12 protein-coding genes are annotated in these 13,209 nt (G+C 70.4%); 2 read left to right on the forward strand and 10 right to left on the reverse strand.

Going from position 1 to position 13,209, the window contains the following annotated elements; genetic code table 11:
* Positions 1–456: 456 nt before the first annotated feature.
* Positions 457–1,671, forward strand: a complete 1,215-nt coding sequence (locus ACFHPP_RS15535) for an NADP-dependent isocitrate dehydrogenase (RefSeq protein ID WP_437164160.1) — start codon at positions 457–459, stop codon at positions 1,669–1,671.
* A gap of 34 nt (positions 1,672–1,705) precedes the next feature.
* Complete coding sequence (locus ACFHPP_RS15540; protein WP_437164161.1) at positions 1,706–2,389, forward strand: DUF599 domain-containing protein; 684 nt, start codon at positions 1,706–1,708, stop codon at positions 2,387–2,389.
* Here ACFHPP_RS15540 and ACFHPP_RS15545 read toward each other — a convergent pair whose 3' ends face one another.
* The 10 genes from ACFHPP_RS15545 to ACFHPP_RS15590 all read right to left on the reverse strand — a co-directional run bounded on the left by ACFHPP_RS15545 (position 2,390) and on the right by ACFHPP_RS15590 (position 13,199).
* Positions 2,390–3,199, reverse strand: a complete 810-nt coding sequence (locus ACFHPP_RS15545) for a D-glutamate cyclase family protein (RefSeq protein ID WP_437164162.1) — start codon at positions 3,197–3,199, stop codon at positions 2,390–2,392.
* Positions 3,200–3,237: 38 nt separating this feature from the next.
* A complete protein-coding gene (locus ACFHPP_RS15550; protein ID WP_437164163.1) occupies positions 3,238–4,320 on the reverse strand; it encodes a P1 family peptidase in 1,083 nt (360 codons plus the stop codon).
* A gap of 193 nt (positions 4,321–4,513) precedes the next feature.
* Positions 4,514–5,167 (reverse strand): hypothetical protein, encoded by a 654-nt coding sequence (locus tag ACFHPP_RS15555; RefSeq protein WP_437164164.1) that lies wholly within the window; start codon positions 5,165–5,167, stop codon positions 4,514–4,516.
* Positions 5,164–7,812, reverse strand: a complete 2,649-nt coding sequence (gene alaS / locus ACFHPP_RS15560; RefSeq protein ID WP_437164165.1) for an alanine--tRNA ligase — start codon at positions 7,810–7,812, stop codon at positions 5,164–5,166. The genes ACFHPP_RS15555 and alaS overlap by 4 nt, the downstream gene beginning before the upstream one ends.
* Positions 7,813–7,874: 62 nt before the next feature.
* A complete protein-coding gene (locus ACFHPP_RS15565) occupies positions 7,875–8,153 on the reverse strand; it encodes a PepSY domain-containing protein (protein WP_437164166.1) in 279 nt (92 codons plus the stop codon).
* Between the two features lie 56 nt (positions 8,154–8,209).
* Positions 8,210–9,244, reverse strand: a complete 1,035-nt coding sequence (gene recA, locus ACFHPP_RS15570; protein ID WP_430667938.1) for a recombinase RecA — start codon at positions 9,242–9,244, stop codon at positions 8,210–8,212.
* A 163-nt stretch (positions 9,245–9,407) separates the two neighbouring features.
* Positions 9,408–10,979: an ATP-binding protein gene (locus tag ACFHPP_RS15575; protein ID WP_437164167.1), complete on the reverse strand. Its 1,572-nt coding sequence runs from the start codon at positions 10,977–10,979 to the stop codon at positions 9,408–9,410.
* A gap of 51 nt (positions 10,980–11,030) precedes the next feature.
* Positions 11,031–12,101, reverse strand: a complete 1,071-nt coding sequence (locus ACFHPP_RS15580; protein WP_437164168.1) for an EscU/YscU/HrcU family type III secretion system export apparatus switch protein — start codon at positions 12,099–12,101, stop codon at positions 11,031–11,033.
* Positions 12,102–12,104: 3 nt separating this feature from the next.
* Entirely contained in the window at positions 12,105–12,887 is a 783-nt protein-coding gene (locus ACFHPP_RS15585) for a flagellar biosynthetic protein FliR (protein WP_437164169.1), read from the reverse strand.
* 36 nt (positions 12,888–12,923) lie between these two features.
* Complete coding sequence (locus ACFHPP_RS15590) at positions 12,924–13,199, reverse strand: flagellar biosynthetic protein FliQ (protein WP_437164170.1); 276 nt, start codon at positions 13,197–13,199, stop codon at positions 12,924–12,926.
* Between the last annotated feature and the right edge of the window lie 10 nt (positions 13,200–13,209).

Raw genomic sequence — 13,209 nt, forward strand, 5'->3', positions numbered from 1 at the left:
CTCGCAGATCCGGCGGGCGAGCAGGACGGTGCCCACCGCGCCGGCACCGATGGCGAGGGTGGTCACGGCGCCGGCCAGCAGCATGCCGCCCATCATGGTTCCTGCGGCCATTCGCAGCATCATCGCGATCACTCCATTTGCTGGGGGACTATCTGGGCGGGGCGCGGCGGGAGTCCAGCGGTGCGGGCGGCGGCGGGAGGGATCGTTCCGCGGCGCAGGAGCACACGATGCTGCCATCGGCCAGGCGGTTCGGCATGGTGGGCTCCGCGCAATGCGGGCACTCCACGGGTTCGGGGCGGGTCAAGTCGATCGGGATCGCTCCTTGCAAGGTCAGGCATGCGGCCCGCGGGGTTGCCGCGGCAGGGTCACGTTGGCATGTTCCCGCCGCATACATCCCCCCCAGGACATGGCGGCGCCGCGGCGGTGCCGCGACGGCGGTTGTGAAGGATACCAGGCATGGCGAAGATCAAGGTGAAGACCCCCGTCGTGGAGATGGACGGGGACGAGATGACGCGGATCATCTGGGGGTTCATCAAGGATCGCCTGATCCTGCCCTACCTCGATGTCGACCTGAAGTACTACGACCTCGGCGTGGAATACCGCGACCAGACCGATGACCAGGTGACGGTGGATGCCGCCAACGCCACCAAGCAGTACGGCGTCGGCGTGAAGTGCGCGACCATCACTCCGGATGAGGCGCGCGTCGCGGAATTCGGCCTGAAGAAGATGTGGCGCAGCCCGAACGGCACCATCCGCAACATCCTGGACGGCACCATCTTCCGCGAGCCGATCATCTGCCAGAACGTGCCGCGCCTGGTGCCGCATTGGTCGAAGCCGATCGTCGTCGGCCGCCATGCCTATGGCGACATCTACCGCGCCGTCGAGATGAAGATCCCGGGCGCCGGCAAGGTGACCATGACCTACACGCCGGAAGGCGGCGGCGCGCCTGTCGAGATCGGCGACTTCCAGTTCAAGGCGCCGGGCGTGTTCATGGGCCAGCACAATCTGAACGCCTCGATCGAGGGCTTCGCCCGCGCGTCCTTCAACTACGGGCTGGCGCGGAAGTATTCCGTGTATTTCAGCCACAAGAACACGATTCTGAAGGCCTATGACGGCAACTTCAAGGACATCTTCAAGTCGATCTTCGACGCGGAATTCGCCGACAAGTTCAAGGCGGCCGGGATCGTCTATGAGGACCGCCTGATCGACGACATGGTGGCCTCCGCGCTGAAGTGGGAAGGCGGCTACATCTGGGCCTGCAAGAACTACGACGGCGACGTGCAGTCCGACATCGTGGCGCAGGGTTTCGGCAGCCTCGGCCTGATGACCTCCGTGCTGCTGTCCCCGGATGGCAACACGGTGGAATCGGAAGCGGCGCACGGGACGGTGACGCGCCACTACCGCGAGCACCAGAAGGGCCGCGAGACCAGCACGAATCCGATCGCCTCGATCTTCGCCTGGACCCGTGGGCTCGCCTACCGGGGCAAGTTCGACGGGACGCAGGATGTGGTGGACTTCGCCGATGCGCTGGAGAAGGTCTGCATCGAGACGGTGGAATCCGGCGACATGACGAAGGACCTCGCCATCCTGATCTCCAAGGACCAGCCCTGGCTGAACACCCAGGCCTTCCTGGCGAAGCTGGACGAGAACCTGAAGAAGAAGATGGGGTGAGACGGGACGGCATCAGGTCAGCTAGTCTGACCTGATGCCGATCTTCTCGACCCTCGACTGGCTGGCGCTGACGGTCTTCGCGTCCTGCTGGCTGGGCTACTCCAACCTGGTCGACCGGGTGCCGCGCATCCACCGGTCCAGCGTCATCGCGGCGATGGACGAACACCGGCGGCGCTGGATGCGCGCCATGCTGGACCGGGACAACCGCATCGCCGACATGGCGGCGATCGGCAACCTGATGAACAGCACCAGCTTCCTCGCCACCACCAGCATCTTCATCCTGGGCGGCCTGGTGGCCCTGCTCGGGGCGCCGGATCTCGGGCAGCGGGTGGTGCAGGCGCTGCCCTATGCGGCGGTGCCGAACGAGGTGCTGTGGGAGCTGAAGATCGGGCTGCTGCTGCTGATCTTCGTCAACGCCTTCTTCGAGCTGACCTGGGCATTGCGGCAGTTCAACTACACCTCGATCCTGGTCGGCGGCATCGCCTCCGGCGCACCCTCCCCGGCCAGCATCGGGCAGGCGGAGGCGGCGGCGCGGGTGCTGAACCGCGGCGCCCGGCACTTCAACACGGGGCTGCGCAGCTACTATTTCGGCCTGGCGGCACTGGCCTGGATCGTCCACCCGGTGGCGCTGATGGCGACCAGCCTGTTCGTGCTGCGCGAATTGCACCGGCGGGAGTTCAAATCCGCGGTGCGGGAGGCTTTGACGCCTTCGCCCTGATCAGGCCTGCCGGAGATCGGCCAGGCGCAGGTCGGTCAGGACCATGTGGCCGACGCTGTGGGTGATCATTTCCGGGATGCCGGCGGCCATGGCCACGGCCTGCGGGGTGACGCCGCAGCCCCAGAACATCGGCACCTCCTCCGGCGCCAGGTCGCAGGCAGTGGTCCAGTCGGCGCGGCTGGGGTCGACGCCGATGGCGGCCGGGCTGCCGACATGGACGGGGCCGCCATGGGTGGCGGGGTAGCGCGCCGTCACCGCCCGCACCTGGTCCGCCCAGCGTGGCGGGATCGGCTTCAGGCTGACCACCATCGGGCCACGGAACGGGCCGGCCGGAATGCAATCGAGGCTGGAGGTGAAGGTCGGGATGCGGCTGCCCCGGCGGAAGCTGCGGGCCGGAATGCCCTCGGCCTCCAGCGCCGCGTCGAAGGACAGGCTGCAGCCCATGACGAAGCCGACATGGTCGGGGCGCCAGATGGCGCGCAGGTCGGAGACTTCCTCGACGAACTGGCCGTGCCGGTAGATCCGGTAGCGCGAAAGGTCGGTGCGCAGATCGCTGCCGGGGGCGACCTGGCGGGCCTCCGGGTCACCGGTGTCCGTGACGTCCAGAAGGGGACAGGGCTTCGGGTTGCGCAGGCAGAAGCGCAGGAAATCCAGCGCCTGGGCCTCGGGCAGGATGGCGAGGTTGGCCTGGATGTAGCCGCCGGCGAGGTCATGCGTGGTGCCGCGCCACTGCCCGGCGCGGATGGCGGCGCGGGTCTCGGCGGCGGTGCGGCCGGCAAGGTCCTCGCGCCGGAGGTCGTCGAGCGGCATGGCTGGCCCCCTTTCCAATCCGGGAAGCCTGCGGGCAATCAGGGCAGGCGGCAAGCCGCGCGGCGCAGGGCGGCCACCTGGTCCAGCGGCAGGGCCTGACCGGTGACCCGGCGGCCATCGAGGCGGGATGAGATGGTGGTGGCGCAGCACAGCGCGTTCAGCACCGCCTCCTCCGTCGCCTCCGCCGCGGCGACGAACAGCGCCGACATGCGGTCGTTCGGCCAATCCGCGACGGCGCCGCGCTGCGGCGTGCGGCGGACATCGGCGTGGGTGGCGAAGGCCAGGGCATAGTCGCCCGAGCCGTCCGAGAAGGCGGCGCCGGTGCGGGCGATGCCGGCCATGGCGCGGCGGGCCAGGCGCTGCAGGTTGCGATCCGACAGCGGCGCATCGGTGGCGACCACCACCATGACGGAGCCATCGGCATCCGCCTGTTCCGCCGCATGTTCGGCCAGGTCGTATTTCCGCAGCAGCCGGCCCAAGGCCAATCCATCCATCAGCAGCGCCCCGCCGTAATTCGCCTGCACCAGCGCGCCCACCGTCCAGCCGCCGAGTGCGGCGGGCAGGAGGCGGGAGGCGGTGCCGATGCCGCCCTTCCAGCCGAAGGCCATGGTGCCGGTGCCGGCGCCGACGCTGCCCTCCGCCACCGGGCCGTCCGTGGCGATCTCCAGCGCCTGGCGCATGTGATCGGCGGTGACGCCGCGGGCGCGGATGTCGTTCAGGCGGCCGTCATTGGTCTCCCCGACGACGGCGTTGACGGAGCGGACCGACTCGCTCCCGGGCTGCGCCAGCGTCCAGTCCACCAGCGCCTCCACCGCCCGCCCCACGGCGAGGGTGTTGGTGAGGAGGATGGGGGTTTCCAGCTCGCCGAGTTCCTGCACCTGCGTCACGCCGGCCATCTTGCCGAAGCCGTTCATGGCGAAGAGTCCGGCGGGGACGCGGCTGGCGTAGGGGTTGCCGGGGTGGGGCAGGATGGCGGTGACGCCGGTGCGGGTGGCCTCGCCCTGGATCAGCGTGACCTGGCCCACGCGGACGCCGGCGACGTCGGTGATGGCGTTGTGGGGGCCGGGGGCGAGGAGGCCGGGGGCGAAGCCGAGGGTGCGGGCGCGGAGGCTGGTTACCAATTCGGCACTCCCTGAGATGCGGCCATCTCTTAATTGGCTGGGTTTGGCGCGGAAATGCCCTATATCCAGAAGATGTCGCAGAATGCCAACCAGCCGCCCCCGTCGCAGCCAAAGCCTCCGGCCGAGGCGCCGACGCAGCAGCAGCCGAACCCGTTCATCCCGAATGCCCCGCGACCCGCCCTGTATTACGCGGTCAGGTCTTCGACTGCGCCGGCCAATCCCGAACCCGCTCCTCGGCCAGCCACGCGGTAAGGCGGCCCATAAACAGGAATGCAAACGCCACGACGGCAAAGCCGATCGTCACGCGCCACTGCCCGGAGAGCGCCAGGATCGAAGCCATCGCCGCGCCGCACACGGGCGGGAGCAGCGCCGTATGCAGCGCGGTCTCGAACCGTGACGCAGCCAGGCGACCAAGGCGATCATTCGAGCTGATGGCGCGGTCAAGCTCGTAGGCGATGGCCAGATAGACCTTGTCTGCAGGCTGCGTGTCGTACCCGGAGTTCAGCAATTCGCCTGGACGTATGGCGCCGATGGCGAAACTGGTCGGTCGTAGGGCCCAAGCCGCTCTGAAGGCCGCGAACGCGAAGATCAGGCCCGCCACGCCTAGACCCAGCCCGGCCCAGGGCGGCAGGCCCTCCGCTGCACCACCCTGCTGAACGCCGAGCAAGACCACCACACCGCCCAGGCTGCCGGTGGCAAGTGACAAGGTTGCCTGGAGGAGGCCGAGGGATTTGGTCTCCAGCCCCTTCAGCGCATCGCCCTGTGCCAGGATGACAGCCTGTGCCTGACGCAGGATCTCCTGCGCCGAGGCTTGGTCACGTTCAACATGGGCGCCTTGGCCACTCACCCCGCCAACGCCGCCCTCACCGCCGCCAGCGCCTCCGCCGCCTTCCCGGCGTCCGGGCCACCGGCCTGGGCCATGTCGGGCTTGCCGCCGCCGCCCTTGCCGCCGACGGCGAGTGCCGCGGCGCGGACCAGGGTGGGCGCATCCGCCTTGTCCTTCGCGGCGGGGCCAAGGCCGACGAAGATGCTGGCCTTGCCTTCGGCGGTGGAAACCAGGGCCACGATATCGGCGGTGTCCGCCTTCAGGATCGCCTCGGCGACACCCTTGAGGTCGCGCGGCGGCATTTCGCCCAACTCGCGCAGCGCCAGGCGCAGGCCGCCCACGGTCTCGACCTCCGCCGCCGCGCCGCCCGTCGCCAGCTTCTTGCGAAGGTCGGTCACCTCGCGCTCCAGGCGCTTGCGGTCCTCCAGCAGGCCGGCGATGCGGTCGGCCAGCTCGGCGGGGCGCGCCTTGAGGACGGCGGCGGCGTCGTTGAGCTGGCGGTCGCGCTCCTCCAGCAGCTTCAGCGCCGCCTCGCCGGTCACCGCCTCGACGCGGCGGATGCCGGCTGCGACGGCGCCTTCGGAGACGATGCGGAACAGGCCGATGTCGCCGGTGCGGCGGACATGGGTGCCGCCGCACAGCTCCAGCGAATAGACGCCGTGGCGTTCGGTGGCGGCGGGGTCGTGGCCCATGCTGACGACGCGGACCTCGTCGCCGTATTTCTCGCCGAACAGGGCCATGGCGCCGACGGCCACGGCCTGGTCGGGCGTCATCAGGCGGGTGACGACCTCGGCATTCTCGCGGATGCGGGCGTTCACCTCGGCCTCGACCCAGGCGAGGTCGTCATCCTTCATCGGCGTGGGCTGGGAGACGTCGAAGCGCAGGCGGTCCGGCGCGTTCAGCGATCCCTTCTGCGCGACATGCGTACCCAGGCGGCGGCGCAGCGCCTCATGCAGCAGGTGCGTCGCGGAGTGGTGCGCGCGGATGGTGGATCGGCGCGCGTGGTCGACCTCGGCCACCACGGGCAGGCCGAGTTTCGCCTCGCCGTGGGCCACGATGCCGTAGTGGACGAAGACGTCGGACAGCTTCTTCTGCGTGTCGCGCACCACGATGCGGCAGGCCTCGCCGGCCGAGATCAGGCCGGCATCGCCGACCTGGCCACCGGATTCGGCGTAGAAGGGCGTCTGGTTCAGCACCACCGCGACCTCGGTGCCGGCCGGCGCGGAGTCGACCGGCTTGCCGTCGACGAGGATCGCCAGGATCGAGCCCTCGGCGCTTTCGGTCGAGTAGCCAAGGAACTCGGTGGCGCCGAGCTTCTCGCGGATGTCGAACCACTGGGTTTCCGTCGCGGCCTCGCCGGACCCGGCCCAGGCGGCGCGGGCGCGCTGCTTCTGCTCGGCCATGGCGGCCTCGAAGCCGGCGGTGTCCACCGACTTGCCCTCGCCGCGCAGCGCATCCTGCGTCAGGTCGAGCGGGAAGCCGTAGGTGTCGTAGAGCTTGAAGGCGACGTCACCCGGAAGGGTGCCCTTGTCGCCGAGCTTGCCCGATTCGTCCGACAGCAGGCCGAGGCCGCGCTCCAGCAGCGAGCGGAAGCGGGTCTCCTCCAGGCGCAGGGTCTCGATCACCAGGGTTTCCGCCCGGAAGATCTCGGGGTAGGCGGCGCCCATCTGGCGGGTCAGGGCCGGGACCAGGCGGTGCAGCAGGGGCTCCCGCGCGCCCATCATGTGGGCGTGGCGCATGGCGCGGCGCAGGATGCGGCGGAGGACGTAGCCGCGGCCCTCGTTGGAGGGCAGCACGCCATCGGCCATCAGGAAGGTGCCGGCACGCAGGTGGTCGGCGACGACGCGGTGGCTGGTGCGCCAGGGGCCGTCCGGGTCCTGGCCGGTGGCCTCGGCGCTGGCCAGGATCAGGGCGCGCAGCGTGTCCGTGTCGTAGTTGTCGTGCTTCCCCTGCAGGATGGCGGCGAAGCGTTCCAGGCCCATGCCGGTGTCGATCGAGGGGCGCGGCAGCGGCACGCGGGTGCCGGGCGGGCCTTCCTCATACTGCATGAAGACCAGGTTCCAGATCTCGATGAACCGGTCGCCATTCTCGTCCGGGCTGCCGGGCGGGCCGCCGGCGATCTTGTCGCCATGGTCGAAGAAGATTTCGGAGCACGGGCCGCAGGGGCCGGTGTCGCCCATGCGCCAGAAATTGTCGGAGGTCGGGATGCGGATGATGCGGCTGTCCGGCAGGCCGGCGATCTTCTTCCAGAAGACCGGCGCCTCCTCGTCCTCCGAATACACCGTGACCAGCAGGCGGTCCTTCGGCAGGGAAAAGTCGCGGGTCAGCAGGGTCCAGGCGTGCTCGATCGCCTGGTCCTTGAAGTAGTCGCCGAAGCTGAAATTGCCCAGCATCTCGAAGAAGGTGTGGTGCCGGGCGGTGTAGCCGACATTGTCCAGGTCGTTGTGCTTGCCGCCGGCGCGCACGCATTTCTGCGCCGTGGTGGCGCGCTGGTAGGGGCGCTTTTCCTGGCCGGTGAAGACGTTCTTGAACTGCACCATGCCGCTGTTGGCGAACATCAGCGTCGGGTCGTTGCGCGGCACGAGGGGGGAGCTTTCCACCACCTCGTGCCCGTTACGCCCGAAATAATCCAGGAAGGTGGCGCGGATGTCGTTGCTGCTGCTCATGGTCTCGGCATGTCTCTCAACGGGCCGGGATCGTTAGAGCAGAATGAGGAAAACCGGAAGCTTCAGTCCCGATCCGTCTTCAGGACGCGGCCATCGCGCGGGTCGATATCCACCTCGATCTCCCGGCCCTGGGCGTCGCGGCCCTCGACCTCCCACTTGCCGTCTTCGCATTCCACCTTGCGAAGCTGGGTGACGCCTGCCTCCCGGCCGATCTCCGCCGCGCGGGCCAGGTCGATGCCGCCCTGGCAGTCGCGCGACGCCGCGGCGGGCGGCGTCTGCGCCATCACGGGCATGCCGGCGAGAAACAGGGTGGCGAAAGCTGCGGCGAAGGGCTTGGACAAGGGGCTGCTCCGTTCAGGGTCAGCACCAACCAACGCCGCAGCGGATTAAGGTTCCGTCACTCCGCCGCGGCGGCATCCTCCCCCTCGCCGGCCAGCATGGTGCTGGCGAGGCCGTTGGCCTGGTCGCGGATGCGCTTTTCCACGCTTTCGGCCATGGCCGGGTTGTCGCGCAGGAACTGCTTCGCATTCTCCCGCCCCTGGCCGATGCGCTGGCTGTCGCAGCTGAACCAGGCGCCGGACTTCTCGATGATCCCGGCCTTCACGCCGAGGTCGATGAGCTCGCCGACCTTGGAGATGCCTTCGCCATACATGATGTCGAACTCGATCTGCCGGAATGGTGGCGCCATCTTGTTCTTCACCACCTTCACGCGGGTCTGGTTGCCGGTGGTGGTCTCCCGGTCCTTGATCGCGCCGATGCGGCGGATTTCCATGCGGATGGAGGCGTAGAACTTCAGCGCGTTGCCGCCCGTGGTCGTCTCCGGGTTGCCGAACATCACGCCGATCTTCAGGCGGATCTGGTTCAGGAACACCAGCAGGGTGTTGGAGCGGGAGACGCTGCCGGTCAGCTTGCGCAGCGCCTGCGACATCAGGCGGGCATGCAGGCCGACATGGGTGTCGCCCATCTCGCCTTCGAGTTCGGCCCGCGGCACCAGCGCGGCGACGCTGTCCACCACCAGCACGTCGATGGCCCCGGATCGCACCAGCGTGTCGCAGATCTCGAGCGCCTGTTCGCCCGCATCCGGCTGGCTGATCAGCAGGTTCTCGATATCGACGCCGAGCTTCTTGGCGTAGCCCGGGTCCAGCGCGTGTTCCGCGTCGATGAAGGCGCAGGTGCCGCCGCGCTTCTGCGCCTCGGCGATGATGTGCAGGGCCAGCGTGGTCTTGCCGGAGCTTTCCGGGCCATAGACCTCGATGATCCGCCCCTTCGGCACGCCGCCGATGCCGAGCGCCAGGTCCAGCCCGAGCGAGCCGGTGGAGATCACCTCCACTTCGTCGGTCGCGGCCTTGTTGCCCATGCGCATGATCGAGCCCTTGCCGAAGGCGCGTTCGATCTGGCTCAGCGCGGCGTCCAGAGCCTTGGTCTTGTCCATGCGGCTCGCTCTCCCGAAATCCGATCTCAACCTATGGGTGAAATTGAGGCAGGTCCATCACCTGCCGGTCAATCCCTTTGACCGGGGGCGCCCCGAAAAAGGGGCGGCAGCACCGGTCGGCTGAGCGGAATATCGCCCGGAACAGCGGTTCCGACAAGAACATTTAGGAAACTTTCAGCGTCTCCACCGGCAAAATCGCCTTCAGCTCCGCCACCAGCGCCCCCAGGCTGTAGGGCTTGGCCAGCAGGCGGATGCCCTCCGCGTTCAGGTCGCGGCCGAGCGCCGCCTCGGCATAGCCGGACATCAGCAGCACCGGCAGGTCGGGCCACTTCCGGCGCAGCTTCGCCGCCAGTTGCAGCCCGTCCAGCCCCGGCATCACCACGTCGGACACCATGGCGAGCGGCATTGTGGCGCTGCGGTCCAGCGCCTCCAGCGCTTCCTCGGCGCAGCCGGCGGTCAGCACGTCGAAGCCGGCGCGGCGCAGCGCCCGTTCGGCCAGGCGCAACAGCGGCACCTCGTCCTCCACCAGCAGGATCGGGCCGCCTGCATGGGTCACCAGGGGCACCACGCCCGCCGGCTGCGGCAGGGGCGGCGCGGCGACCATCGTCGTGGGCAAGGGGGCGTCGGCCGGGCCTTCGTGCCGCGGCAGCCAGATGCGGAAGCGGGTGCCCTGCCCCGGCTTGCTGTCCACCGCGATGAAGCCACCGGATTGCCGGACGATGCCGTGCACGGTGGACAGGCCGAGCCCGGTGCCGCCGCGGTCCCGGCGCGTGGTGAAGAAGGGGTCGAAGATGCGCGGCAGCACGTCCTCCGGGATGCCGGCGCCGCTGTCGGCGACTTCCAGCATGGCGTAGCGGCCGGGCGGCAGGACCTCGGCGCCCAGCGGTTCCGGGCGCAGCACCACGGCGTGGCCGGTGCCGATCCGCATGGCGCCGCCATCCGGCATGGCGTCGCGGGCGTTCAGCGCCAGGTTCATGATGACTTGGTCGAGCTGCGTCGGGTCGATCCGCACGCGGCGGGCCGGCTCGTCCAGCGTCAGGGCCAGCCGCACGCGGCTGCCGAGCAGGCGGTGCAGCAATTCGCCCATCGCAGCGACGGCCTCGTTCAGGTCGACCACGCGGGGGCGCAGCGCCTGCTGGCGGGCGAAGGCGAGGAGCTGGCGCACCAGGGCGGCGCCGCGCCCGGCGCTTTCCATCACCTGGCGCAGCTCCGGCCCGGCATCCCCGGCCGGCGCCCGGGCCAGGGCGGATTCGGCGCTGCCGGCGATGGCGGTCAGCAGGTTGTTGAAGTCATGCGCGATGCCGCCGGCCAGGGCGCCCACCGCCTGCAGCCGCGCCGCCGCCGCCTGTTCCTCCGGCGGTCGCGCCAGGATGCGGGTCAGGCGCAGCACGGAGTTGCCCTCCTGCATCGGCAGCCGGCGGCGCTCCGCCTCGAAGCGCGGCGAGCCTTCGACGGCCAGCGTCACGACCCAGCGCTGGCCGGAGGCGAGCGCGGCCATCGCCTCGCTGCTGCGGTCATCGGCCAGCAGGCGCTTCAGCTTCAGGCCGGGCCGCAGCGGTAGCATCGGGCCGCAGAGCGCGGCGAAATCGCTGTTCCAGGCCACCAGGCAGTCTTCCTGGTCGACCAGGGCAAGGCCGGTGCCGGCCGCCTCCAGCACCGCCATCACCGTGGCGTCCGGGCCGGGCCGCAGGGTGCGGCTGAGCAGGGCTTGCAGCTTGCGTCGAGTTTCAGTCACGCCACTCTCCTGCTCCGGCGCCAGGCGGCGCCGGATGATTGCTTGCTGCGGTCATTTCGCATCCGTCCTGGCCGCGGCGCCACGCTGGCGCCAGACGAAGGCGATGATTTCCGCCACGGCCTGATAATGTTCCGCGGGGATTTCGGTATCCACCTCCAGCCGCCACAGGGCACGGGCGAGGGGTGGATTGGCGACGAGGGGCACGCCGGCGGCCTCCGCGGCCGCGCGGATGCGGGCGGCCATGGCATCGACGCCCTTGGCCACCAGCGTCGGCGCCGCGCTGTCGCCGCCATAGGCCAGGGCCACGGCGTAGTGGGTCGGGTTGGTGATGACGACGGCGGCCTTCGGCACCGCCGCCATCATGCGCTGCCGGCCGCGGGCCAGGCGAAGCTGGCGGCGGCGCGCCTTGAGCATCGGATCGCCTTCCGCATCCTTCGCCTCCTCCCGCAGCTCCTTGATGCTCATGCGCAGGCGGCTGAGGTGGCGGAAGCGGACCCACAGCATGTCGAGCGCGGCGATGCCCGCGAAGGCGACCAGTGCGGCCAGCATCAGGCGCAGCGCCGCGGCGCCGGCCGAGGCCGGCAGCGCGCCCGGCGCCTGGTGCAGCGAGGCCTGGAGTTCCCTGAGGTCGCCCAGCGCGAACCACAGCGCGGCGCCGACGAGCCCCAGCTTCAGCAGCGTGCGCAGGAATTCCGCGGCGGATTCGGGCGCGACCAGGCGCTTGGCGCCAGCCAGCGGGCTGATCTTGTCGAGCCGCGGCACCATCGGCTTGGCCGAGACCAGCCCGCGGGTCTGCAGCAGCGTGGCGGCGACGGCACCGAGCGCCGCGGCGGCCGCCACCGGCAGCACCGCCATCAGGCCATGCCCGGCCAGGATCTGCACCGCCTCCGCCATGACCAGTTCGTGGCTGCGTTCCATGGTGGCGCGGAGCGCGCGCAGGATAGCGGCGCCCATCGGCGGCAGCGCCAGCATGGCGGCGAGCGTGCCGGCGGCCAGCGCGGCCCAGCCCACCACCTCCCGCGACAGGGCGACCTGGCCATCCTCGCGCGCGCGCTCGATCCGCCGTGGCGTGGCGGGTTCCGACCGGTCCGCCGCATCGGCGGCCTCGCCATCCCCGGCCATGGCTCAACGCGCCCCGGGCAGGGCGAGGAAGCTGGCGCGCAGGGCCTCGGCGAAGGTCGCGATCATCGGCGGCGCCAGCAGGCCGAGCAGGGCCAGCCCGGCCAGGATCTGGCCCGGCACCGCGACGAAGAAGGTCTGCACCTGCGGCGCCAGCCGGGCGAGCAGCCCGAGCGCCACGTTCAGGACGATGGCGCCGATGACGAAGGGCGCCGCCAGGCGCAGCGCCAGCGCCAGCGCATCCGCGCCGGCCTGCGCCAGGGTGGCGGCGGCGGCACCGGCGGGGAACGGGTTGCCGGCGGGCAGCACGGCGTAGCTTTCGGCCAGCGCCCGCAGTGCGACGCCATGCAGCCCCGTCGCCATCACCAGCACCACCGCCAGCAGCCCGAGCGCACGGCCGAGCGCGGTGGCCTGCAAACCAAGGCCCGGGTCCACCACCAGCAGCCCGCCCAGCCCGATCAGCGCCGAGATCGCCTGGCCCGCCATGGCGAAGGCCAGCAGCGCCAGCCGCGCCAGGCCACCGATCCAGAGGCCGATGAGGATTTCCGTTGCCAGCAGCCGCAGCGCATCGGCGGCCTCCTGCGGCACCGGCGGCAGGCCCGGCGCGACGATCGGGAACAGCAGCGCGACCAGGGCGAGCCCGAGGCCGAGCCGCAACGGTGCCGGCACCTCCTCCTCCCCCAGTCCGGGCAGCAGCATCACCGCGGCACCGAGCCGCGCGAAGACCACCACGGCCTGGAAGGCGATGGCCGGCAGGGTCTGCAAAAGGGCGAGATCGGCCTCGTTCACGCCGCCCGACTCATGGCGCGCCTCCCAGCGCCCGGCTCATGGCGCGCCTCCCAGCGCGACCATCCGGTCGAACAGCGTGCGGGTCCAGCCTGTCATGGCGGCCAGGGTGAAGGGGCCGAGCAGCAGCATCAGCGCGCCGCCGACGACGAGCTTGGGCAGGAAGGCGAGCGTCGCTTCCTGAATCTGCGTCAGCGCCTGCACCAGCGAGACGACGAGGCCGATCACCAGGATGGCGACCAGGGGCGGACCCATCACCTGGGTGGAGACCCACAGCGCTTCGCGCAGCGCCTGGCCCATGGCCTGTTCCGACATCGGCCCTCCT

The sequence above is a fragment of the Falsiroseomonas sp. E2-1-a20 genome, from assembly GCF_051433195.1.
Taxonomy (GTDB): domain Bacteria; phylum Pseudomonadota; class Alphaproteobacteria; order Acetobacterales; family Acetobacteraceae; genus Falsiroseomonas.